The organism is Halobaculum sp. MBLA0147 (assembly GCF_041361345.1).
Taxonomy (GTDB): Archaea; Halobacteriota; Halobacteria; order Halobacteriales; family Haloferacaceae; genus JAHENP01.
Genome location: NZ_JBGKAD010000001.1, coordinates 1,836,388 through 1,860,569, shown reverse-complemented (window position 1 = coordinate 1,860,569; position 24,182 = coordinate 1,836,388). Strand labels below are relative to the sequence as shown.

Below are 24,182 nucleotides of genomic sequence, written 5' to 3'. Positions count from 1 at the left end.
AGTCGTCACGGGCGTCGCAGTCGTCACGGGCGTCGCGGTCGTCGGCGCCCCCGTGCTCGTCGAGACGCGTGCTCAGTCCGCACCGACGGGACGCTCGCGGCCGTCACGCCGCCGGACCGCACCGACCGCGGCGTACACCAGCGGCGTGTCGACCGCCGCGATCAGCAGCTTCAGGACGTACTGGCCGACGATCAGCGACCCGATCACCGACAACGGCAGCGCGCGGCCGACGCCGACGGCGGGCGCGAGGAGGAACGCGACGACGGTGAACAGCACCGTGTCCAGCAGTTGACTCGTCGCCGTCGAGCCGACGTTGCGGAGCCACAGCGCGTCGCCGCCGGTCGCCGCCCGGATGCGGTGGAAGACGAGCACGTCCCAGTTCTGGCTGACGAGGTAGGCGACGAGCGAGCCGGCGACGACGTTCGTCGACAGCCCGAGGACGGTCGCGAACGCCCCGGGGTCGACGGAGCCGCGCGCCGCCGGGAGTTGGATCGTCGCCCACACGAGCGCCAGCAGCACGAAGTTCGCCCCGAAGGCGACGTTGACGACGCGCCGGGTGTACGTCTCGCCGTACAGTTCCGAGAGACAGTCCGAGGCGAAGAACGTCACCGCGTACGCCAACGTTCCGCCGGGGGCGCTGACGACGCCGAGCACCGGCAGTGTCACCGCGAGCAGCTTCGCGGAGATCACCTGCGAGGTCACCAACGCCGTCACGAACAGCGTCGCGAGCACCGTCGCCGCGACCGGCACGTCGAGGCGACGCGGTTCGCTCGGCTCCTCACGCGTCACCGTCGCCCTCCCCGGCGGGCTCGTGTTCGGCTGTCTCCGTCGTGTCGTCGTCACGCCCGGCGACGCGGTCTCTCGCGTCCGTCGCGGCGTGGGTGGTGGTGGTCGTCTTCCGGTCCTCCAGTCGGCCGTGTCGGGCGTCGATCTCGTCGAGCACGTCCAGCGTCTTCCGGATCGAGGCGCGCACCGCGTCGCTCCGGTTGACGAACTTCCCGTCCTCGCCGACGTGCTCGTCGAGGTCCTCCAGCAACTCGCCCGGGATCTCGACGCTGATCTTCGTCACGTTCGCCTCTGTTCGCGCGAGGGTGAAACGTCCTCGGGTCGCGGTGTGGGTCTGGGAGAGTACTTACGTCGGTGTGGGGCGGACAGGGAACCGAGACGTTCCAAACGAGTCGAGGTGTGTGTCGACTCGTCCACCACCGAACCGGAGGAGAGTGACGAGATGACGGACGAGAACACTCGATCCGACGACGAATCGGAAGGCGAGACCGAACCCGTTCCGAACGAACGCGAGTCGCCGAGTTTCGGACGCGACCGCGAGGAGCGACTGCGTCAGATCGACGCGTGGGCGGAGTACGTCCGCACCCACCCGGACGACGTGTGGGGGCCACAGGTCAACGCGGTGATCGAGTCACAACTCGAACACGCCCGTGCCAACCAGTTCGACCGCCCCGATCTGGCACACATGCGCGATCCGGCCGAAGAAGACAACGACATCCGTCGTCCACCCATCGCCCGCGACGACGAGTCTCCGCCTCCCGACGACGAGCCCTCGTCCGACGACGCCGGCGACGACGACCCGAGCGACGCGACCAGTGACGAGTGACCGGCCGACGGACAGAGTGGACGAGACCGTTCTCGGAGTGTGACAGATCCCGAGAGTCGACCCGCCGTCACCCCTCTACGACGGGGTCGTCGTCGTCGCCGGCGAACGTCGGCTCCGCGAGGTTCCGACGGCCGCCGAGAGTGACGAAGAACAACACGAGGAGGCCGACCCCGTACATCGCCATCAGTGGCACCGTCACGAGCATCATCGTGATGATGTCGGCGGGGGTGAACAGCGCGGCGACGACCATCAGCCCGACCGTCACCTCGCGCCACCGTTTGCGCATCGCCTGATACGAGACGCCCGCGGAGTTCAACAACAGCATCGCCACGGGCACGTCGACGAGGATGCCGATCCCGAACGTCGTGAACACGATCAGCCAGAAGAAGTTGCTGATCCGGTAGCTCACGACCATGTTCGCGGACAACACGTCGGCGACGAGCCACGAGATGATCGCCGGCGCGATCGTCGTGTACCCCAACACGAACCCGCCGACGAGCCCGACGAGGAGGGCGGCGACCCACCCGAAGATCACCTGTCTGCGGCCACGGACGAACCCGCGATCGCGCAACGCCGGCCAGGCGTAGTAGGCCGCCACCGGCAGCGCCGCCGCGACGCCGATCAACGTCGAGAACTTCACCTCGAAGATCAGCGCCTCGACCGGGTGGAGCACGATCACGCCGAAGTTCTCCGCACCCGGTCCCACGACCTCGGTCGGGAGCCGGTCGACGAAGTTCTGCCGGAGGTCGCCGATCCCGCCGGAGTAGAGCCACGCGAACGTCCCGACCATCACCAGTCCGAACACGGCGACGATCCGGAACAGCCCACCACGCATCGAGTCGAGGACGAACGCCAGATCGTCGTAGTAGCCGCCGATGTCGTCCTCGTCCTGCTCGCCGTCGGTCAGGTCCGAGAGGAACGCACCGCCGGCGCGACTCACCCGGTCGCCGGTGTCGTCGGCCACGCCCGGGAGGTCGCCCGCGTCGGGTGCGTCCGGCGCCGCCTCGCCGGACGCGACCGCCGCACGCGCCTCGTCTGCCCTGTCGAGCAACACCCGCGCACGTTCCCGGTCGGTCTCGGCGAGTTCGTCCGCGAGGTAGTTGACACGCCGCTCCGAGAGCGCGGCGAACGTCGCCGTCGGGGCGCGTTCCAACTCCGCGCGCGAGAGTGCGGTCACGTCGACCGCCGTCGGGTCGGTACCGGCGAGGTACGCCGCCGTCAGCGCGATCACGCCGCCGAACAGCCCGGCGACGACGAGTCCCGTCGCCGCGAAGGCCGCGAGGGTGGCCGTCGCCGACAGCCCCAGCAGGGCGGGCACGTCCGGTCGCGCGAGACCGACGACCGCCAACACCTCGCTCGACAGTTCGGGGCGTTCGACGAGGGCGTAGCCGACGCCGAACACCGCGACGGCGACGCCCAAGAGCACGTTCCACAGCGCACGGAGTCGCGAGCCCCAGTCGACGAACCCGGCACCGCGTCGGATCGCCCCCAGCGTCCCCACGTCGGCCGCGAACAGGTCGCGTGCGGGACCGCTCGTCGCCGCGGCACCTCCGCCCGTGCTCCCGCCGCCCGCGGCCGATCCAGTCGACCCAGTCCCGTCGCCCCCCGACGCCGTCCCCTCGGCCGACTCGTCGTCGGCCGCCGTCGCGGCGTCGTGGCGGTCGAGGATCGCCCGCGCCTTCGGTTTCGCGCCGGCCTCGATGGCGCGCTCGGCGGCTGCCAGCGCCGCCTCCTCGGAGAGGTCCGCGAACGCCTCCTCCGGGGCGGCTCTGACGCCCGCCTCGTCGAGTTCGTCGAGGTCGATGGCGGTCGGGTCGCCGAACGCCTGGCTCCCGGCGGCGTCGTCCAACTCGGCGTACAGCGCCGCCGCCAGCGCGACCACCGCGCCGGCCAGCGCGACGCCCCCGGTGACGGCGGCGAGTGGCACGCCGACGAACACCGGCAGTTGTGCGCTCGTGAGGTCGGTGCTCGCGAGGACACCGTTGACGGCACTCGCGCCGCCCTGTGCGAAGAAGAGGTACGTCGCGCCGCCGCCGAGGACCGCCGCGGCGGCGATCCGGTTCCACGCGCCGCGTGCGGTCGCCGGGACACTGACGGACTCGCCGCCGCGCCTGGCGGTGACGACGACCTTGGCGAGGTACAGCGAGGCACCGTAGAGGAAGATCAGCGGCAGCGCCCACATGATCTGGGTGAACGGGTCCGGGGGAGAGAAGAACGCGCCGAAGACGAAGATGAGCGCGACGGCGTGGCGCCACTTCTCGCGGAACGTCTCGTAGGGGACGATCTCGGCGTACGACAGCGCCGTGACGAGCAACGGCATCTGAGCGGCGAAGCCGAACGAGAAGGTGAGCAGCGCGATGAACTGCGCCCACTTCACGATGGAGTAGGTGGGCTGGATCCCCGCCGACAGCGCGTTGTTGGCGAGGAACGCGAACATGAACGGGAAGAACACGCTGTAGCCGTACACCACGCCGACGACGAACAGGCCCGCCGCCAGCAGGACGATCCCGGCGAGTTTCCACCGCGAGACCGGGGCGTCGGGCCACCACCCGCGGAGTCGGAGTGCCTCCCGCGAGAAGTACAACAGCGGCGGGACGGCGACGACGATCCCGACGACGAGGCCGATCTTCGCCTGGAGTAAGATCACGTCGAACGGAGTCTGGGCGATGATCTCGACTTCGCCCTCCGTCTGTGCGTCGAGTCGCGCCTTCGTGACGGCCTTGAGGAAGTCCCAGACGTACAGACGGAGTGCGTAGAACGTCCCCATGAACCCGACGACGAAGACGACGAACACCTTCTGGAGATCCTTCTGGGCCGACCGCAGCATCGCCCCGAGGGTCTCGCGACCCTGGGCGATAGAGGCCCGGGTGTCCTCGTCGAGGGCGCTGGACATACGCGAAGGGAGCCGAGTGGCGATTATCAACCTTCTGCTCCGCGGAACCGTCTCGGCCCACGTGGCCACCCGTGACTCGTTTCGGTCCCGACCGATCGGAAAAGGCCTATAATGCACCGGGGGTGTAACTCGCAGTATGACCGACGGCTCGGACGGGGACGACACCCGGCCGCACGGGGACGCGGCCACACCCGAGTCGAGTGCCGACGCCGGTGAGACGAGCGGTGCCGCCGAGGAGACGGACGGCGGCACCGACGAGGGGCCGAGCGGTGCTGCCGCCGAGACGGACAGCGCCGCGACCGACGCCGGTGACCCCGCCGAGACCGACGACTCTCGCGACGTAACCGGCGACGAGACGGACGGAGCAGACGAGAGCGGCGAGACGGTGACCGGTGACACGGACGAGGGAGACGGGACGGACGGAGCAGACGAGACCGCCGTGGACGACGACGAGACGGACGCAGGTGACGGAGGCGGAACCGGAGACGCGGGTGACGCGGACGGCGGGAGCCTGAAGCGGGTCGCCGACGACGAGTGGGACGGCAGCGACGCACGCGGCGGCCCCAGCGTCGACGACCACACGACGGTCGGTGGGCGCCGCGACTACGACCGGCCGGGACGTGACGAGGCGGTCGACACCGACGGGTCGGCCGCGAGCGACGACTCGGCCGGGACGGACGACACCGCGATCGAGGCCGACACCGCAGCCCCCGCCGCGAGCGACACCGACACCACGGACGACACCGCAGCCGACGCCGACGCGACGGGAGCGAGTGACCCGGAGCCGGGTCAGGCGGAGGCGGACGGCGGCGACGCGCCGCTGGCGGAGGAGGCGCTGACCGACACTCGGGCCGGCGACGGGCCGGTCGCGAACCCGGAACACGTCCCTACCGAGACGATCGACGAGGCCGACGAGGGGCTGTTCGGCGAGGGACCGGAGTCGGACGAGGAGATGCCGCTGACCGAACACATCGAGGAGATGATGCGCCGGCTCGGCTACGTGTTCGCGGTCGCCGGCACGGTGATCCTCGCGGTGCTCGTGATCGGCAACTACGTCCCGGCGGTGCCCGACGCCGAGGCGATCATCACCTTCCTGTGGGACACACACGTCGACTTCGACAACTACCGGCCGTACGTCTACGGCCCGCTGGAACTGCTCTTGACGAAGCTGAAGGTCGCGGGCCTGGCGGGGCTCGTCGTCGCCCTCCCGGTCTTCGTCTACCAGACGTACCGGTTCATGCGGCCGGGCTTGTACCCCCACGAGCGGCGGTACTACCTCGCGGCGGTGCCGACCAGTCTCGTGTTGGCGCTGGTCGGGGTCGCGTTCGCACACTTCGTCGTGCTCCCGGCGATCTTCCAGTACTTCATCAGCTACACGGAGGCCAGCGCGAGCCTCGCGTTCGGGCTGCGAGAGACGTTCAACCTGATCCTGCTGTTGATGGGGTACATGGCGATCGTCTTCCAGATCCCGCTGTTCATCCAGCTCGCGATCATGATGGGTGTCGTCACCCGCGAGTGGCTCGAACAGCGCCGGCTGCTGTTCTGGGGGTCGTTCCTCGGGCTCTCCTTCGTCGTCTCGCCGGACCCGACCGGGATGTCCCCGATCATCGTCGCCGCGACGATGGTCGTGTTGTTCGAGGGGACACTCGCGCTGTTGCGGTGGACCGGGAACTGAGGGAGCCGACCGCGGACTCGCCACACTCGCGGGCGCTCTAGACTGCTCGCGGTGGGGCGACTACGAAGCGCCCGACGCCGCTCTCGTCACACCACCGAATCCACCGCGTTTATCCGCGCCAGCCGCCAACGCCGACCGTGAGCGAGTCGCGCGAGTCACGGGAGTTCTGTCCGGAGTGTGGGGAGACGGTGCCGCCGCGGTCGGAGCCGCTGCCCGGGCAGCCACGCGACCGCGACCGCCTGCTGTGTGACGACTGTTACTTCGAGCGGTTCGACCTCGTCGACGCACCCGAGCGGGTCGAGGTCCGGGTCTGTGCCCAGTGTGGCGCGGTCCACCGCGGCAACGCCTGGGTGGACGTGGGCGCTCGCGACTACACCGACGTGGCGATCGAGGAGGTCACCCAGGCGTTGGGAGTCCACCTCGACGCCCGCGAGGTGTCGTGGGGTGTCGACCCCGAACAGGTCGACGAGACGACGATCCGGATGCACTGTTCGTTCTCGGGGATCGTCCGCGGGTCCGCGATCGAGACGGAGACGACCGTCCCGGTGAAGATCTCGCGGGAGACCTGCGAGCGGTGTGGCCGGATCGCCGGGGGGTCGTACGCCGCGACGGTGCAGGTGCGGGCCCACGACCGGCGCCCCTCCCAGACGGAACGCGACGAGGCGGTCGCGATCGCCCGCGAGGTCGTCGCCGAGCGGGAGGACGCGGGCGACCGCGAGGCGTTCCTGACGGAGGTGAACCGCACCGACGACGGGCCGGACGTGAAGCTCTCGACGACGAAACTCGGCGGCCGGATCGCGGACCGGATCGTCCGCGAACTCGGCGGGAGTGTCTCCGAGTCCGCGACGCTGGTGACCGAAGACGGCGACGGCAACGAGGTGTACCGCGTCACCTACTCCGTCAGGCTCCCACGGCACCGCCCGGGCGACGTGATCGACCCCGAGCCCGTCGGGTTGACCGCCGTCGAGGGTGACGGCCCGGTGCTCGTTCGCACCGTCGCCGACACGGTCACCGGCGTCCGGTTGACCGACGGCCGGCAGTTCCGCACCGACGCGGACCTCGCGGAGGCGACACGGTTGGGCCACGTCGACGACGCCGAGGCGGTGACGCTGGTGACCGTCGAGGACGACAACGCCGTGCAGGTGCTCGACCCCGAGACGTTCGAGGCCCGGTCCGTCCCGAACCCGGACTTCTTCGACGCCGACGACGTCGTCGAGGGCGAGACCGTGCCGGCGGTGAAGTTCGACGGCGAGGTGTACCTGCTGCCGCAAACAGATGTCGACGAAGTGTAGGCTACCGACTATCTATGCACGGTATGAGGCAAATTTATACCTCTTAGGGAAACAGTAGTCTGGTATGACGGTAGGCATCGCAGCAATTTCCGCACATAGAACAGACGACCCTGAGGTGGTTGTGTCGTCTGATCGTATGGTCACGACGCGACAGCAGTCGGCAATTGAGCACGAACATCCAGAGACGAAGCTGAACGAGATTGGAGGCTTCCTGGAATCGACGCATTTAGTCGGCGTGGTAGCTGGTGGTGTTGAGCTAGGGGAACAGTATTTGAAGCTGGTGAATCAAGTACTCAAACTGTTTGTACAGGATAAAGACGAAGAGCCATGGGTACGAACTGCTGCAGAGATCGCGGCGAGAGAGTACAGACAGCTCGTGCAAGACAAGATTGAGACTCACGCTCTCAAACCCTACGGACTCTCGCTCGATGATCTCAGTCGACAGCACCAGTTCAAAGACAACTTTTTAGAAGACATTCTTGCAGAGTCTGACCAAATACGCCGCCAAATAAACCGTAATCTCAACCTCTTGATCGGCGGTGTCGGTCCAGATGGAGTCGGTGTGTACCAGATCAATGGTGGAGACCATAGCCCGCAGAATGATCTCGGCTACGCAACAATTGGAAGTGGATCACAGCCTGCCGAATCTGAGTTTATCAAACAGGATTACGCAAAGGACAATTCGATATCCGATACGTTCGCTACAGTTGCTGCTGCTCACCACCAAGCTTCAAAAGCCAGTGGTGTTGGCGGGGAACTTGACGCTATGATTGTTTCGTCTAACGGTGTGAGAGAAGTCGATAGCGAAACCATTGAACAGCTAATGGATAGGCAGCAGGAGATCGCAGACGAACAGGAGAGGGTGAGGGAAAACATTCTAAATGATGACCCCGTAGACTGGGGTGAACAATGAGTTTGGACAGATTCCGGGACGAACGCACTGGTGGATCGTTCGGACGGCCGACAGTCCCGCGACTGTCCGATGAGCAACGGGACGAACTGTTGTCGGAACTGACTGGGTCCACGGAGCCAGACCCGGCACAGGGGACCCAGGATGTTGGTGAGGCCGAAACGCCTGAGTTCACACAACTCATAGTCACTGACACAGGCGACGAGTAACTACCCCCACACGTCCGACAGCGGGTGGTCAGCCAACTCGTCGTCCTCGTCGTCCGCCCCCGCCCTACCATCCGACCCGTCTCGGTCGCGACCGCCCGACGAACTACCACCCGCCGAGCCACCACCTCCCGATCCACCACTCGCCGTCGACCCGCCGCCACCCGCCCCCGTCGCACCCGCACTGCCGGCCCCGTCCACGTCCAGTCCACCACGCGGCACCCGCCCGGCGGCGGGTGTCGCAGACACACCCGACAGCGCGGCGTCGGGGTCGAACGCGGGCAGCGACGGTTCCGAGAGCCGGTCGATCTGGTCCTGGAACCACGGGGGCATGTCCGTCGCGGCGCGGTCGAACAACTCCAGCAGCGAGGCGTCCGCGAGGTACGTCGCGCCGTAGTCGTCGGGCGCACGCACTACCCGTCCACAGGCTTGGATCACCGTCCGGAGGGCCGTGCGGTAGTACCACCCCCACTGGTCGTCCTTGAGCCGCCGGGCGACCGTCGAGTCGCTCGTGTTGCGGTACGGCGCCTTACACAACACCTGCCACCGACAGCGGTCCCCCTTCAGGTCCAGCGCCTCCTCCATCTTGACGGAGACGAACACCTCCGGCTCGTCGGCGGCCTGCCACTGCGCCAGTTGCTCGTCGCGGTCGTGGCGGCCGTGAGTCCGTACCCGCGGTCCGACCCCGGCGTCGGCGAACCGACTCGCGAGTCGCCGGGCGATGTCGTACGAGTGGGCGTGGATCAACCCCTTCTCGTCCGGGTGGTGAGCCATCAGCCGGACACACAGCCGGGCGATCTCCGGGGCCGTCTCGTCCCGGTGGTCGTAGGTCATCTTCCCACAGGTGGTGTCGAACAACGGGCGGTTCTCGACCGGGAACGTGTGCCCCACCTCGACGAGCGCCACGTCCGCGGGGTCAAGGCCGACGCCGCGACAGAAGGACCGTTTGTCGAGGATCGTCGCCGACAGCAGCGCGAACTTGTTCCCGCGGTCCCAGACGGTGTGTCGGAGGTACCGCGCGGGGTCCAACGGCGTGATCGAGATTGCGCCACCCGCGCCGTCGGGCTGGTCGACGACCCACGTCGTCGGCGACTCCGGATCGCGGGCGTCTCTGACGAACCACGCGAGCTCCGACTTCCGTTCCGCGAGCCGGTCGCGACGGGCCGCCTCCTGCGGGGAGAGTTCCTGCTGTGTGCGGAGCTCCTCGACGGCTCGCTCGCAGACCCCGGCCAGCGACTCCGCGAACCGGACGGTGCGCTCGACGGTGTCGTCGGCGTCGGTCACGTCCGGGACGCGCACGTCGTCCCAGACCGGGACGGTTCGAGGCGAGATGTCGATCGTGGCGTACATCTCCGCCCACTCCGCGAGGCCGTGAGCCTCGTCGATCACGACCACGTCGCGTTTGCGGAACACGTCCGAGCCGGCGGTGCGCATGAAGTACGCCAGCGTCGTCGCCGCGATGGCCCGGTTCGACGCCACCGCCCGCGCGGCGTAGTACGGACACCGGTGTTGCACCGAACAGTCGTACCCCCGCTCGCGGGCACACGGCGCGCGGTCGACCGGTGTCGTCTCCTCGCCCGGCAGGATACAGGTGTAGTTGGACTTCCCGCGGATCACCTGGAGGTGCTCGAGCAACTCGTCTTCCGCCACGTCGTCGAGCTGTGACACCTGCGGCGTGGTGTAGTACGCCCCCGTCGCCTGTGCGGGCTCGGCCTCCTCGACGGTGCGGGCCGCGCCGGCGACGGCCCGCGCGAGCAGCGACTTCCCGCTGCCGGTCGGCGCCCGCACGAGCACCACGTCGTTGCCCGCCGCGAACGCGTCGCGGATGTCCCGCAGCGCCTGCCGCTGGTTGCCGCGGTGGCTGGGTGCGGGGAACGACTCGGGGATCCGTGCGGGCTCCACTGGTGTCGGTGAGACGGAGGCCCGCGGTCGTAAGCGTGTCGTCGCCCGTTCGTCGCGGTGCACCACGACTTCCCGGCAGTAAGCGTGTCGTCGCCCGTTCGTCGCGGTGCACCACCGACTCTCGGCCGTTCGCGTTCTGTCGCCTACTCGTCGACGAGCGCCTCCACCAGCGACGCCTCGGAGTAGCTCTGGAGCGGCCGCGTCGTGTCCCGCTCGCGGGCGACGACGAACGTGGAGTTCGTCCGGTCGACGTGGTCGAGTCGTTCGAAGTCGGAGATCAGCCGCTCGACGTCGTCGCTGTCCGGCAAGCGTGCGATCACGACGAAGTCCGTCTCCCCCATCGTGAAGAACACCTGCGTCACCCCCTCCACTTCGGCGATCTCCTCGCCCATCGCCGCGTGCCCGTCGTCGTAGCTCGTCAACACCTCCAACACGACCGTCACACCCAGTCCGAGTGCGTCCAGATCCAGGTCGTACAGATCGTTGTCGATCACGCCCTCCTCGCGGAGGTTGTTCAGCCGGTAGTGGATCGTCGACACCGGAATGCCGGTGTGCTCGCTCACGCGCTCGATGCTCCCCGTCTCGAGATCCGAGACCGCCTTCAGGATCTTCACGTCTCGTTCGTCCACACTCCCACGATGGACTCGATCCTTGTAGTTCGTTCCAACTCTAGCGGCTCGGCTCGGTACGACTCGGAGTCGCTCCGACTCGGCGACGATCCGCTCGGAGGGTTGCAGGTTAGAGGGATACCTTACGAACTGGCTCACTACTCGAATCTGATTCGAAGATGTGCCGAAAGTCACAGAGTTCCGTGGAAGCGTCGGTGCTGGTTCCGTTCGCGGTGTTGGCGCTCGCGTGGGGTGGGAGTTTCGTGGGGATCGAGATCGCGGTCGCACACGCGCCGCCGCTGTTGCTCGCCGGGCTGCGGTACGCCGTGGCGGCGGCGGTCGTGGTGCCGTACGCACTCGCGACCGAGTCACGACTGGTGCCGCGGTCGTGGGACGACCTCGGCGCGGCCGGTGCGGCGGCCGCGTTCACGATCGCCGGCTACCAGGCGTTCCTCTTCGTCGGGAGCCAGTACGTCCCGGGGAGTGTCGCGGCGGTCGTCGTCTCCACGTCGCCGGTCGTGACCGCGCTGCTGGCGGGCGTCCTGCTCCACGAGTCGAGCGACGCGGCCGACGGCGTCGGGTTCGTGCTCGGGTTGGCGGGTGTCGTCCTCGTCGCGCGACCGGATCCGGGTGCGCTCGGCGGGACGGCGGTCGGCGTCGGGCTGGTGTTCCTCGGGGCGGTGTCGTTCGCGCTCGGTGCGGTCGGGACGCGCTCGTTCGACCCGACGCTGCCGACGACGGCGATCCAGGCGTGGGCGACCGTCGGCGGCGCAGCGGCGCTGCTCGTCGGCTCCGTGCTCCGTGGGGAGTCCCCGCCGGCGCCGTCGACGGTCCCGCTGGAGGCGCTGGTCGCGTTCGCCTACGTGGCACTCGTCGCCGGCGCGGGCGGGTACCTGTTGTACTTCCGTCTGCTGGCGACCGTGGGGGCGACGGAGACGACGCTGATCTCGTACGCCGAGCCGGTGGTGGCGGCCGCCGTCGCGTTCCTCGTGCTCGGGCAGCCGATCACGGCACCGACGCTCGTCGGGTTCGGCGTCGTCGCCGTCGGGTTCGGGGTGGTGGAACGTGACCGACTGCGGCGTGCCGTCGACCGCCGACTCGCCGCCCGAATCGTCGGCCGTGCCGACCACTGACCGCGTGTTGCTGTCGCCGGGGGTCTGTCGTAGTCGTGGTGGTGGTCGCAGTCGCCGCGTGGTGATCGCCGTCGTCGAGTGGCTCGGACCCGATCGGAATTCTCTCGCCGCTGGAGAACCGCTACCCCTAACCGACGGCCGACGTAACCGGAGGCGATGACCGAGCAGTCAGCGGTGGACCGCGACCTCTACGAGCGGACGAAGGCACTCCTCGAGCCGGGCGAGATCGAACTGGTCGGCTGTATCGTCCACACCGACCTGGGCGGCGACGAGGACCTCGAGATGCAGGACCTCGTGGTCGAGATCAACGAGGTGATCGCCGAGGCCGCCGACGCCGGCGAGACGTACATCGAGGCGGGTAACGACGACACGGACTTCTCCTCGAACCAGTACCAGGGGCTCACCGTCGCCGACGAGGCGTTCGTCTGGGAGTCACAACACCTCCTCCGCGACGGCACGTTCGACCTGGTGTTCTACTACGAGGCCGACACCGACCAGACGGCGGTCGTCGACGGGGTCGAGTCACTCGGTCCGGACGTGACGCCCGTCCCCGACCCGGACGTGGAAGACCGGCTCGACGGCGACGAGTCGGCGTAGTCGGTCGGCACGTCCCTCGCTGTCCTGCCGCTCGCGACCGACGAGGCGTCGGCGTGACTCGTGTGCGTCCGCCGCGTCGTGGGACGGAGTCGCACGACGGGAGCGGGGAGAGCGCGACGCTTATGTCCGTCACGCACCGTGAACGAGTATGAACACGGCCGAGTCCGACGTGACGCTCTCGACGCTCGACCGGGCGATCGTCAACGCGTTCCAAGGGGGGTTCCCGGTCGTCGCCGACCCGTGGGAACCGGCCGCGGCGGCGCTGCGCGACCGCGGCGTCGACACGACCGCCGAAGAGCTGCTGGCGGCGGTCCGCGAGTTGGACGAGGCGGGTGTGCTCTCCCGGTTCGGCGCGCTGGTGAACGCCGAGGAGATCGGCGGCACGGCGACGCTCGTCGCCACCCACGCCCCCGAAGAGTCGTTCGAGGAGCACGTCGAGCTGATCAACGACCACCGCGAGGTGGCCCACAACTACGAGCGAGAACACCCGCACCTCAACGTCTGGTTCGTCCTCTCGGTGGCTGACGAGGAACGCGTCCCGGAGGTGCTCGCCGATATCGAGGCCGAGACGGGCCAGGAGACGTACAACATGCCCAAGCAGGAGGAGTTCCACGTCGGGGCGAAGTTCCTGCTCGACGGGCCGATTCCAGACGGGGACTTGGACTGTTCGGACGTCGGTCCCGCGGTGGAGCCGACGGACGCCCAGTCGTTGACACCGCGCGAGCGGGACCTCGTCGTCGAGGTGCAGGGTGGGCTGCCGATCACCGAGACGCCGTACGCGGACGTGGCGGACGCGATCGACCAGCCGACGGCGTGGGTCGTCGAGACGATCGAGCGGTTCGAGCGCGAGGGGAAGGTGCGCCGCGTGGGCGTGATCCCGAACCACTACGCGCTGGGGTACTCCGAGAACGGGATGACCGTCTGGGACGTACCCGACGACCGGCTCGCAGAAGTCGGACCGGCGGTCGCCGAGTTGGAGTTCGTCACCCACTGTTACCACCGGCCGCGCCACGAGGGTGTGTGGCCGTACAACTTCTTCGCGATGACACACGGCCGCGACGAGGCCGAGAGCCGGCGGCGGATCGAGCAGGTCCGCGACGTGATGGCCGACCACTGGGACGTGGGCGAGGACGACTGGGACACGCTGTTCTCGACACAGATCCTCAAGAAGACGGGGATCAGACTCGACGAACGCGCCGACGCCCACACCGACGAGTCGGGTGACGCCCGCCCCGACACGGCGCGTGACGAGGCGGACGAGGCGGGCGACGACACGGCCGACGAGGCGGACACGGCCGCGTCGGCTGACGACGACGCGACGGGCGCGGACGACGACGCGACGGGTGCGGACGACGACGACGAGACGAGTGAGCGCGACGACCACGCCGCGGAGACGACGAACTGAGAGCCGTGATCCCACTGCTCCACGACTTCGACGGCGAGCGCGTGCTGATCGTCGGCGGCGGTGCCGTCGGGGCACGGAAGGCCCGCACCTTCGCCCGCGAGGCGGAGACGGTCGTCGTCAGCCCCGCGTTCGCGGACGACGACTTCGCCGGCGCGAACCTGATCCGGGCGGCACCCGACCCCGATGACCTCGCGGCGTGGGTCGACCGCGTCGACCCGGCGCTGGTCGTCGCGGCGACGGACGACGAGACGGTCAACGAAGCCGCCGAGACAGCCGCTCGCGAGCACGGCGCCCTGGTGAACCGCGCGGACCACTCGGGAGAACGCGACCCCGGCAGCGTCGTCGTTCCGGCGACGATCCGCGACGACCCGGTGGTGGTGGCGCTGGCGACCGGCGGCACCGCCCCGGCGCTGTCGCGGTACCTCCGCGAGCGGCTCGACGACGAGATCGCGGGTGCTGGGGAGATGGCGACGGTACTGGGGACGGTTCGCGAGGAGCTGAAAGCCGACGAACCGGACCCAGAGACGCGGAGACGTGCGATTACCAGGATCTTGGAATCCCCGGACGTTTGGAAGGCTTTACGTACGGAACCCGCGAAGGCTCGCGGCGAGGCGAGACGGATCGTGGAGGAGGTCACAGGATGAACACCTCGGGAGTGATCGGCGGCGTCAGCGTCGCCCACGGTCGCGCGACCGTCGACCAGATCGAGGCGGCCGGGGCGGACACGGCCGCCGAGACGGTCGCACGACTGTCGCGAGCACCGGGTGTCGAGGAGGCGTTCGCGCTCTCGACGTGTAACCGCTCGGAGGCGTACGTCGCCGGTGAGGACGCCGCGGCGCTGCGGACGGCGCTGTCGGGGTTCGCCCCGACGGTGCCGGACGGCGCGATCCGGCGGTTGGACCACGAGGAGAGCATCCGCCACCTGATGCGCGTCGCCAGCGGGCTGGAGTCGCTCGTCGTCGGCGAGGACCAGATCATCGGCCAGGTGCGCGACGCCGCCGACGAGGCCCGAGAGGCCGGAGCGATGGGCGACCGGCTGGACGACGTGGTGACGAAGGCGATCCACGTCGGCGAGCGCGCACGGACGGAGACGGCGATCAACGAGGGGACGGTGTCGCTCGGGTCGGCGGCCGTCGAGTTGGCCGACGAGGCGGTCGGCGTCGCCGGCGAGACGGCGTTGGTCGTCGGGGCCGGCGAGATGGGGACGCTCGTCGCGCGGTCGCTGGCGGCCACGGCCGTCGACGAGGTGCTCGTCGCCAACCGGACGCTGTCGACGGCCGAACACGTCGCCGCCGAACTCGACGCGTCGGCGGAGGCGCTGCCGTTGTCGGCGACCGGGCGAGCCCTGGAACGAGCCGAGATCGTCGTGACAGCGACGAACGCGGACGACCACGTCCTCGAGGCGGCGGACTTCTCTCACCGCGACGTGGCGCTGTGTATCGACCTCGCGCAGCCACGCGACGTGGCGCCGGCCGCGGAGACGACCGTCGACCTCCGCGACATCGACGACCTGGAGGCGGTGACCGCGGCGGCGCGCGACCGGCGGCAGTCGGAGGTCCGCGAGGTGGAGGCACTGATCGACGAGGAGTTCGACCGCCTGCTCGACCGGTTCAAGCGCGACCGTGCGGACGACGCCGTCTCGGCGATGTACGAGGCCGCCGAGCGGACGAAACGCCGCGAGTTGGACGAGGCGCTGACGAAACTCGAGGCGCAAGGCGAGTTGACGGACGAGCAGCGCGAGACGGTCGCGTCGTTGGCCGACGCCCTCGTCGGGCAGTTGCTGGCGGCCCCGACGAAGAGTCTCCGCGAGGCGGCTGCCGAGGACGACTGGAACACGATCCACACCGCGATGCAGTTGTTCGACCCCGAGTTCGACGAGATATCGCCCGAGGACGTGCCCGCCGGACCGCCGGACGGGGTCCCGGCCGACGCCGAGATGCCCGACGACCTCCCGTTCGGGCCCGACGGAGACTGACGCGGTGACGGCGACTCGACTACGTCGTCACGAACTCTCTCCAGACGTAGTCCCCTCCAGCCGACGGCTCACTCGCCGCCGGGCAGCGGGGCGGTGGAACCGGACCGGCGGATGTAGTCGGCGCCGATCCCGGCGAGGCCGGAGTCGGTGGCGGCGGCGTACGCCTTCGCGGCGTCGAGGTAGCGGTCGGTGATCGCGACGACGCGTTCGACGGCGGCCGCCTCGTCGTCGGCCAACAGGTACTCGGCGGTGACGGGGGTGAGTTGTCCCTCCGCGGCGTCGGCGTGGTAGTCGTCCACGTCGTCGAGCCAGATCTGTGCGCCGACGATGGCGAAGACGATCGACCGCTCGAAGGCGGGCTCGATCTCGATCCCGGCCGCGCGGTACATCTCGATCATCCCGTGGTAGATGACGCCGACGCGTCCGTACTGGGTGCGTAGGTACGGGAACTCCAACTCCGTCTCGTCGAACAACTCCGGCGGGTCCTCGAACGTCGCGTCGCGGTACTCCTCGGCGACGGCGGTCAGCGCTGCCTCGTCGCCGGCCTCGGCTCGCTCCATCAACTCGCGGAAGTACGGGTCTCGGTTCTGGTGAGCCTCAGAGCGCGCGACCGCCTCGTCGTACCGCTCGCGGACGGCGTCGGGGAACTGCTCGAACAACTCCTCGACGCGGCGTTCCAGTGTCGTCTGTGCGACCTCGGCGACGCGGGCGCGCTCGGCGTCGTCGACCGCGAAGCCGACATCGAAGTCGCCGTACTCCTCGTCGTTGATGGCGTCGCGCATGTCCCCGTCCAGGAGTGCGACGACGACGAGGCGTGTCACCTCGCGGATCGTCGACAGCCGCTCGCGGGCGTCGACCAACGCCGCGCGGGTGACGCCGTCGTCGCCGCGGAGTCCGCGGAGGAGCCCGAGCGGGCCGAAGTCGAGACGGCCGGTGAGTGGATGGAGTCGCGGCGTCGTCTCCGCGCGCACCCGACCGAACAGGTGGCTGAGCGTGAGCTCCGCGGGGAGCGTGAGCTTGGTGTCGTAGGCGAACGCCACGTCCGCGCGGGGCACCTCGAACGCCTCGGCGAGGGCGGCCTCGACTGGGTCGAACGCCTCCTGCAACACGCGGTCGAGGAACGTGTCGACGTGGCGTTTCAACTCCAGCGAGTCGACCGCCAGGTCGCCGGTGTCGGCGTAGTAGCCGAGCACCGCCCGGACGGCAGTCGGCAGCGGCTCCGTCGCCGCGGCGCTGCCGGCGACGCGCCGCCGGAGGCGTGGCGATCCCTCGGTGGTCGGTCGTCGTGTCGCGTCCGACATTGTCGGTGGTGGGCCGATCGGCCCGTCTCGCCGTGATTTCCGCCACTCGCGTATTGAGTCTTGTCGTTGGATGGCGGGCGGTGTTCAGATAAGCTGGCTGTTGCGGGTGGCGCGCGAGAAACACGCGAGGGTCTCGCGAACGGAGTGAGTGAGACCTCGTCAGAGCGTGCTCTGACGTAGGAGGAGCGAGCGGAGCATGCGAGGCGCGGCGGAGCCGCGCCTCGCTGTAACTGTGGCGAGACCGAAGGTCTCGCTACGTGCCGGGCGGTTGCACCGCCCGGCACCGGCGGAGCCGGGCACAAGTGACGAGGCTGGGGAGGGTGAGGCGCTGTGCAGGACGGATCCGGGTGGGACTGGAGCGGGGCTTCTCGAGTAGTAGCCTCGTCCCGCTACTCACCCTTATCCGAACACCGCCGATTCGACGACCATACGATCGATCAGTGCGAGACACCACACGGTGAGGCTGACGATGGGATCTGGACTCTCACTCAAGATTCCAGAAGCGGACCGAACGGTGGAGACTGGGAGACGGTTCTACCAGTTCCACGTGGAGCGGTCACAGTACCACGACTCGCTCGACGACTACACACCGTACCGAAACTTCGTGCGCACCTTGGGCGAGTCGGACCTGTTCTTGATCTATCACGGCATCAACAACGACATCGTCGCCGCCGCACCCCCCGGGTTACGGGAGATGCTCGACGAGCACACCGAGAACGGCCACCGATTCACCGACCGCGAGGGGATGGAAGCGCTCTCGGCGTGGCTCGAAGACGCTCGTGCGTCGCTGGCCGCCGCCGACGAGTTGGACGAGGGTCTCGACAAGACCGTCTCCGTGTGTCGGCACATGATCGAGTTCGCACTGGAACACGACTACGACGTGGCCTACAGCTTCTGAGCCGTGACCGATTCGACCGACCCTCGCGTGCGAACGAAGCCGTCGACCCACTCGCTGTTTCGCCACGAAACTGACCCGTTCTCCGTGTCGTTCCGCCGTGAACTGTCGACACGGGCCGACGCGACCGCTCCGGGCCGCATAAGTACGCGGCCCGAGTCGGTGCGTGTATGTCTCTCCGCCGGTCACTGTACACGGCCGTCGAGGCCGCCGGGGTCGTCGGCCGACAGTTGTTCGGCGACGCGACGAATCCGGTGCCGGCCGACTGGACACACGTCACGAAGGTCGACCCCGAACCGGACAAGCGGCTGCCACTCCTCTTCCCAGCCTACCTCGCGGCGACGGACGCCGTCAGCGTCGGCGGTTCGCGCGGCGTCACCGCGGCCGACACCGCCGCGACGTTCGCGGCGCTCGACCCCGCCGACACACCGGCGATCCTCGAACCCAGCGCCGCCGAGCACATCACCCCCGAGACGCGCTCGGCGGCGCGACTGCTCGCGCTCCCCGAGGTGTTGAACGGCTCCGACGAGTCGCTCGTCGGGACCCTCGGCGAGGGTGTCGCCGGCCTCCACGACGAGATAGTCCCCGGCGTGCTCCGCGATGCGGTGCCGTCGTGGGCGCGACGACTCGCACCCGCGCGGCTCCGACGGTGGGCGGCGTCGACCGTCGGCGACCCGCTGGCGGACGTGCTCGTCTCGTGGCTGGTGACGCGTGCGGTCTCGGAGGCGTACGTCGTCCAGAACCCCGACAGTGCGGCGGCACGCGAGGCGAACGTCGCGCCCGAGGACGTGCTCTCTCCGGCGGCCGCCCGCGAGCGGGCGCTGGCGGCGGAACACCGCCTCGGCAGCGAGATCGTCTACCTGGAGTACTCCGGGACGTTCGGCGACGAGGCGGCGACGGAGACGCTCGCGGCACTCCAGGAGGCGACACAGTGGGCTCGCGTGTGGTACGGCGGGGGCGTGCGGTCGGCGGCGGCCGCCGACGCGGTGTTGTCGGCCGGCGCCGACGCCGTCGTCGTCGGCGACGCGTTCCACGACGTGGCCGACGAGGAGGCGGAGTTGGTCGCGCGCTACCTCGCCGACCGCGGGGTGACGACGCCCGCGAACCTCTCGGCGGCCGACGCCGAGCCGGCGACGATCGCGGCGTGGCTCGACGACGCGGTCGATCTCGCAGAGACGGCGGCGGCGGGGTACCTCTCGACGCAGCCGACGGTCGACGACCACGTGGGGCTCGCCCGGCGGTACCTCACCGCGACGGTCGCGACCTGGCTCTGGCTGGCGAGCGACCGGGCGGCGGCCGACGCCGACGACCGGACCGACGGGGTCCAGCCCCCGTGGACGACCGGCGCGTACGACGGCGTGTTCGCCGCGGGCGGCGAGGCGTTCGCCGAGACGCTCCGGACGGCGGTCGCGACCGCCGCCGACCACGAGGCATCGTCCGGTGACGAGACGACGGACGAGTCGGCGGAGCCGGCGTCGATCGCTCGCGTCGCCGCGGACCCGACGGAGCGAGCGACGGCACTGGCCGCCTCGCTCGGGGTCACGGCCGCTCGGTCTCCGTTCCCCGCCGAGCGATCCGACGACGAGGCAGTGCCGCCGCGACAGTGAGCGGCCGCTCGACGGCGGGGCGGCAGCTCACGGCGAGTTAGCGAGAGTCGGTGCTCGGGTGACGGAGTACGACCGGGTGCAGTGGTGGCTCGACGCTCGGGTGACGGAGTGGGACCGGACGCGGCGACGACTCGGCCGGCGTCAGGCGACGCGTGCGAGCCAGGCGTCCGGGTCGTCGAGTTCCTCGTCGGTCGGGAGGTGTTCGGCACGCTCCCACACCAGCGAGGCGGTCTCGATCCCGCGCGCCTCGGCGACCGCCGCGAAGAACGCCGCGCCGCGCTCGTACTGGCGCCGTTTCATCCCGAGCCCCAACACCCGCCGCAACAGGCGCGTCAGCGGGTCGCCGCCGCCGCGCCGCTCGTCGAGTTTCCGTCGCAGGTCGGCGTACTCCGCGTCGAACGCCTCGTCCATCAGCAGCTCCGCGTACCCCTCGACAGCCGTCATCGCGGTGTTCAACTCCGCGAACGCCTCGCGTTCGAAGGCGCCCTCCGCGAGGGCGGCGACGCCGCGTTCCATCCGCGTCTCCAGGTACTCCGAGAGCCACGGCGCGGCGCCGAACTCGGCCGCGTGGGCCACCTCGTGGAACGCGATCCAGCGCCTGAACCGCGGGTACTCCACGTCCAACTCCGCGGCCACCCGGCGGACGTTCGGACGGACGAAGTACAGCCCGTGGTCGTCGTCGTCGGCCATCAGCAGTGGGTCGTACTGGCCGAGGACGTTGCGCGCGAGGAACGCGAGCGTCACCGCCATCGTCCCGGTGTTCACCGACCGGGCGACGCCGGGGAGGAACCCGCCGGTCTGGTCGTCGAGCGGCGCCATCAGCCGGGCGAACGTCTCGACGTTGGCGTCGATCCAGTGGTGGCGGTTCTGGACCTCGATCCGGTCCGGCAGCGGGAACGCGACCCCGCTGGTCTCGCGCAGCCCGGTGCGAGCGGCACGCACGTCCTCCGCGAACGCGGCCCGCTCCGCCTCCGAGAGGGTGAACGCCCCGGCGTCGGTCGCTCCCTTCGCCGCCTCCGCGACCCCGTCCCAGTCGACGACGCCGCTCTCGGCGCCGGCGGCGTCCGCGACCGCCCGTACACTCCGGGCCAGATCCGTGCTCATAGCTACGCTGGGGCGTGAACGGTGATACGTCTTGTGCGCGGTCTCGCGAGTGGACGAGGCGTGTCTGCGCCCTCGTGGGTGTGCGGCGGGAGCGTCGTGGGTATCGCGGACGGTGCGACGGTATCTTCGACCGTCGCGGGTGCGGGACACTCCGGGACGTTTAATACCGACACACGGCGCGTGTGAAGCATGGACCGAGTGGACGTCGCGGTCGTCGGCGGTGGGCCGGCCGGCTCGTCGGCCGCCTACGAGGCCGCACGCCGTGGGGCCGACGCCCTGGTGTTGGAGAAGGGGGTCCCGCGGGCGGATCGGACGGAACTCGGCCCGGACTCGACGGACGCCGCGGGCATCCTCGACTACTGGGTCGACATCATGGGGATCCACCCCGACGAGTTCCCCGACGGGGTGGTGGAGACGACGCTGGACCGGGCGGAGTTCGTCGGCCCGACGGAGTCGGTGACGATGTACGGCACCGGGATCGAGTCGTCGTACGACCACTTCGGGTACACGATGCACCGCGCCCGGTTCGACGACTTCCTCCGGAGTCGCGCCGAGGACGCCGGCGCACGCTACCGGACGGGCGCGTCGGTGAAGGCGGTCGACACGGACCTCTCGGCCGGGGACGGGCCCCGCCACGTGCTCCACGTCGGCGGCGGCGAGGAGGTCGGCGCGGAGTCCCTGATCCTCGCGGACGGGCCACAACGCACCGTCACGAACGGCGTGTTGGACGCGTACCTCCCCGACGGCGAGTCCGCCAGCGAACGCCTCGCCTCCACGCGCACGAACCACATCGCCTACCAGGAGTACCGACGCTTCCCCGAGGAGGCCTACGAGGACGTGGCCGGCGCGATCCGGTTCTGGTGGGGCGTGATGCCCGGGCACACCGCGTACCCGTGGGTGTTCCCGAACCGCGACCGCGTCTGTCGCGTCGGGTTGACGATGCCGATCGGGCTGGATCTGGACACGGTGGAGGACCGCGAGGCGTACGCCCTGTTGGAGTCGGACGACGAGCGCGTCCCCAGCGGCGGGGAGTACGTCAGGCGACTGCTCGAACGGGAGTACGGCGACGAGTACGACGTGGAGTCCGACTTCCCCGTCGTCGAGGACGCCGGGAAGTCCGGCGGGACGGAGACGTACCCGATCTCCTCGACGCGACCCATCGAGTCACCGGTCGAGGCGGGCGTCGCCGTCGCCGGCGGCGCGATGGGGTCGACCTCGGCGTTCCACGAGGGCGGCGACCACACCGCCGTCCGTACCGGCGCGATCGCCGGAGAACTGGCCGCCGAGGGGGAGCTGACGGCGTACAACGACCGCTGGCAGGCGGCCATCGGCGAGGAGGTGCGCCGCAGCGTGACGATGGCGGAGATGGTCCGCGACTACGGGCCAGACGACTGGGACCGCGACTTCCGGACGGCCCAGAAGATGCTCGCCGACGGCGGCGAGGACGGCTACGACCTCTTCGAACGGAAACTCACCGGCGGACTGAGCGCCGCCAAGCTGTTCTTGGGGTACAAGTACCGCAAGTGGACGCTCCGCGACGGCGCCTACGTCCAACTGCGCGAAGACGAGTACGTGTACTAGCCGGGCGCTCCCAGTCTCTCGTCCGGCACGTGACGTGATTTCGGTACACGACGAGACCGCCGTGTGTGACGCGGTCGCCTCACACGGACGAACAGATCGGCCGTCTACGGCTCCAGCGCCGTCGTCCTCGACCGAGTGAGACAGATTTTTGTATCTCTATATACCACTATTGGGTCCTATGCAGTCGGTAGTGGCACAGAGCACGACGCTCGTCGACGCACCGCTGTCGGTGCCGGCGGTGCGGTTGGTGTTGGCGGCGGCGTTGGGGTTGTTCCTCGGGTTGGAGCGGGAGTGGTCGCGCCGGTCGGCGGGGATCAGGACGTTCTCGTTGGTCGCGCTGGTCGGGGCGGTGTTCACGCTGGTCGCGACGGAGACCGCGGTCGGGAACGTGCTCGTCGCGGTCGGCGCCGGCTTCGTCGTCGTCCAGGGGGTGTTGCTCGCCGTCCGAGGGTTGATCCCCTCTGCCGACCGCGACTCGCTGTCGCTGACGACCGGGGCGTCGCTGCTGGTCGCCTACGGCGTGGGCGTGCTCGTCGCCGCCGAGTACACGCTGGAGGGGGTCACCGTCGCGGTCGTCTCCTCGGGACTGCTCCTGTTGAAGCGGGAGCTCCACTCGTTCGCGGGGGAACTCTCGCGGGCGGAGTTGCGCTCGACGACGGAGTTCGCGGTCCTCGCGTTCGTCGTCTACCCGTTGCTGCCCGCGGGTCGCCAGACGGTGTACGGCGTCCCCATCGAGCCGCGCGTGGCGTGGCTGATGGTCGTCACCGTCGCCGGGATCGGCGGGCTGAACTACGTGTTGATCCAGCGGTACGACGGCCGCGGTGTGGCGGTGACGGGGTTCCTCGGCGGGTTGGTCTCTTCGACGGCCGTCGTCGGGACGATGTTGGACCACGTCCGAGACCGCGAGGCGTTGACGCCGGTCGCGGTGGCGGGCGTGCTGTTGGCCGACGCCGCGATGGCGCTGCGGAACCTCGGCGTCGTGCTCGCGTTCACCGTCGCCGCCGAGCGCCCACCGTTGGTCGGCGCGGTGCTCCCGTTGGGGGCGCTCGTCCTCGGAGCCGCCGCGGTGGCGCTGTGGACCGCGGACTGGAGCGAACCGCTGTCCGTCGAACTCTCCTCGCCGTTCTCCATCCGGAACGCGGTCGCGTTCGGCGGCGCGTTCCTGGTGGTCCTCGCCGCGACCGAACTCGCACGGACGCTGTTCGGGACGGCGGGACTGTACGCCTCGGCGGCACTGTCCGGGCTGGTCACCTCCGCCGGTGCGACCACGTCGGTGGTCCTCCTCTACCGCAGTGGTGCGGTCGCCGGCGAGACGGCCGTCACCGCCGTGTTGCTCGCGACCGGCGCGAGTGTCGTCGTGAAGGCGGGGCTCGCGACCGCCGGTCCGAGTCGATTCTCCCGGGGTGTCGCCGTCTACAGCGTGGCGACGCTGTTCGTCGCCGCCGTCGGCGCGGTCGCCGCGGTGGTGTGACCGGGGACGGCTCGC

General features: G+C 69.6%; 19 protein-coding genes and 1 pseudogene. 13 read left to right on the top strand and 7 right to left on the bottom strand.

Features of this window, described 5'->3' with window-relative positions:
* Positions 1-72 precede the first annotated feature (72 nt).
* Both RYH80_RS08855 and RYH80_RS08850 read right to left on the bottom strand, forming a co-directional pair.
* The gene (locus RYH80_RS08855; RefSeq protein WP_370903498.1) at positions 73-789 is read right to left on the bottom strand and encodes a queuosine precursor transporter; all 717 of its coding nucleotides are present in this window, start codon (positions 787-789) and stop codon (positions 73-75) included.
* Positions 779-1,069, bottom strand: coding sequence for a ribbon-helix-helix domain-containing protein (locus RYH80_RS08850; protein WP_370903497.1), 291 nt, complete (start codon positions 1,067-1,069; stop codon positions 779-781). The genes RYH80_RS08855 and RYH80_RS08850 overlap by 11 nt, the downstream gene beginning before the upstream one ends.
* Before the next feature lie 159 nt (positions 1,070-1,228).
* Here RYH80_RS08850 and RYH80_RS08845 point away from each other — a divergent pair, with 159 nt between their 5' ends.
* Complete coding sequence (locus RYH80_RS08845; protein ID WP_370903496.1) at positions 1,229-1,612, top strand: DUF8150 family protein; 384 nt, start codon at positions 1,229-1,231, stop codon at positions 1,610-1,612.
* Positions 1,613-1,679: 67 nt separating this feature from the next.
* On the opposite strand, the gene tatC (RYH80_RS08840) is transcribed toward RYH80_RS08845, so the two are convergent.
* Positions 1,680-4,505 (bottom strand): twin-arginine translocase subunit TatC, encoded by a 2,826-nt coding sequence (tatC, locus tag RYH80_RS08840; protein WP_370903495.1) that lies wholly within the window; start codon positions 4,503-4,505, stop codon positions 1,680-1,682.
* 136 nt (positions 4,506-4,641) lie between these two features.
* On the opposite strand from tatC (RYH80_RS08840), the gene tatC (RYH80_RS08835) reads away from it, so the two are divergent.
* The 3 genes from tatC (RYH80_RS08835) (at position 4,642) to RYH80_RS08825 (ending at position 8,385) form a co-directional block, all read left to right on the top strand.
* On the top strand, positions 4,642-6,180 hold the full coding sequence (gene tatC / locus RYH80_RS08835; RefSeq protein WP_370903494.1) for a twin-arginine translocase subunit TatC: 1,539 nt from the start codon (positions 4,642-4,644) through the stop codon (positions 6,178-6,180).
* Between the two features lie 137 nt (positions 6,181-6,317).
* Positions 6,318-7,472 (top strand): 60S ribosomal export protein NMD3, encoded by a 1,155-nt coding sequence (locus RYH80_RS08830; protein WP_370903493.1) that lies wholly within the window; start codon positions 6,318-6,320, stop codon positions 7,470-7,472.
* 64 nt (positions 7,473-7,536) lie between these two features.
* Entirely contained in the window at positions 7,537-8,385 is an 849-nt protein-coding gene (locus RYH80_RS08825) for a hypothetical protein (protein ID WP_370903492.1), read from the top strand.
* 206 nt (positions 8,386-8,591) lie between these two features.
* On the opposite strand, the gene RYH80_RS08820 is transcribed toward RYH80_RS08825, so the two are convergent.
* On the bottom strand, positions 8,592-10,490 hold the full coding sequence (locus tag RYH80_RS08820) for a helicase C-terminal domain-containing protein (RefSeq protein ID WP_370903491.1): 1,899 nt from the start codon (positions 10,488-10,490) through the stop codon (positions 8,592-8,594).
* A gap of 143 nt (positions 10,491-10,633) precedes the next feature.
* Positions 10,634-11,119, bottom strand: coding sequence for an Lrp/AsnC family transcriptional regulator (locus RYH80_RS08815; protein WP_370903490.1), 486 nt, complete (start codon positions 11,117-11,119; stop codon positions 10,634-10,636).
* A gap of 194 nt (positions 11,120-11,313) precedes the next feature.
* Here RYH80_RS08815 and RYH80_RS08810 point away from each other — a divergent pair, with 194 nt between their 5' ends.
* The 5 genes and pseudogenes from RYH80_RS08810 (at position 11,314) to hemA (ending at position 16,208) form a co-directional block, all read left to right on the top strand.
* A complete protein-coding gene (locus tag RYH80_RS08810; RefSeq protein ID WP_370903489.1) occupies positions 11,314-12,231 on the top strand; it encodes a DMT family transporter in 918 nt (305 codons plus the stop codon).
* 156 nt (positions 12,232-12,387) lie between these two features.
* Positions 12,388-12,828 (top strand): DUF5778 family protein, encoded by a 441-nt coding sequence (locus RYH80_RS08805; RefSeq protein ID WP_370903488.1) that lies wholly within the window; start codon positions 12,388-12,390, stop codon positions 12,826-12,828.
* Between the two features lie 148 nt (positions 12,829-12,976).
* Positions 12,977-14,041, top strand: a pseudogene (ahbB, locus tag RYH80_RS08800) (siroheme decarboxylase subunit beta); the annotation flags it as partial.
* A gap of 197 nt (positions 14,042-14,238) precedes the next feature.
* Entirely contained in the window at positions 14,239-14,877 is a 639-nt protein-coding gene (locus tag RYH80_RS08795) for a precorrin-2 dehydrogenase/sirohydrochlorin ferrochelatase family protein (protein WP_370903487.1), read from the top strand.
* A complete protein-coding gene (hemA, locus tag RYH80_RS08790; protein WP_370903486.1) occupies positions 14,874-16,208 on the top strand; it encodes a glutamyl-tRNA reductase in 1,335 nt (444 codons plus the stop codon). Before RYH80_RS08795 ends, hemA begins: the two co-directional genes overlap by 4 nt.
* Before the next feature lie 68 nt (positions 16,209-16,276).
* On the opposite strand, the gene RYH80_RS08785 is transcribed toward hemA, so the two are convergent.
* A complete protein-coding gene (locus tag RYH80_RS08785; protein WP_370903485.1) occupies positions 16,277-17,509 on the bottom strand; it encodes a hypothetical protein in 1,233 nt (410 codons plus the stop codon).
* Positions 17,510-17,978: 469 nt separating this feature from the next.
* Between RYH80_RS08785 and RYH80_RS08780 the strand changes: the two genes are divergently transcribed.
* Both RYH80_RS08780 and RYH80_RS08775 read left to right on the top strand, forming a co-directional pair.
* The gene (locus RYH80_RS08780) at positions 17,979-18,407 is read left to right on the top strand and encodes a hypothetical protein (RefSeq protein WP_370903483.1); all 429 of its coding nucleotides are present in this window, start codon (positions 17,979-17,981) and stop codon (positions 18,405-18,407) included.
* 167 nt (positions 18,408-18,574) lie between these two features.
* A complete protein-coding gene (locus RYH80_RS08775) occupies positions 18,575-20,011 on the top strand; it encodes a geranylgeranylglyceryl/heptaprenylglyceryl phosphate synthase (RefSeq protein ID WP_370903482.1) in 1,437 nt (478 codons plus the stop codon).
* A 141-nt stretch (positions 20,012-20,152) separates the two neighbouring features.
* Here the strand turns inward: RYH80_RS08775 and RYH80_RS08770 are convergent, their stop codons facing one another.
* Positions 20,153-21,115, bottom strand: a complete 963-nt coding sequence (locus RYH80_RS08770; RefSeq protein WP_370903481.1) for a zinc-dependent metalloprotease — start codon at positions 21,113-21,115, stop codon at positions 20,153-20,155.
* A gap of 189 nt (positions 21,116-21,304) precedes the next feature.
* Between RYH80_RS08770 and RYH80_RS08765 the strand changes: the two genes are divergently transcribed.
* Both RYH80_RS08765 and RYH80_RS08760 read left to right on the top strand, forming a co-directional pair.
* Complete coding sequence (locus RYH80_RS08765; RefSeq protein ID WP_370903480.1) at positions 21,305-22,696, top strand: NAD(P)/FAD-dependent oxidoreductase; 1,392 nt, start codon at positions 21,305-21,307, stop codon at positions 22,694-22,696.
* A gap of 178 nt (positions 22,697-22,874) precedes the next feature.
* Positions 22,875-24,167, top strand: coding sequence for an MgtC/SapB family protein (locus RYH80_RS08760; protein WP_370903479.1), 1,293 nt, complete (start codon positions 22,875-22,877; stop codon positions 24,165-24,167).
* The last annotated feature ends 15 nt before the right edge of the window (positions 24,168-24,182 follow it).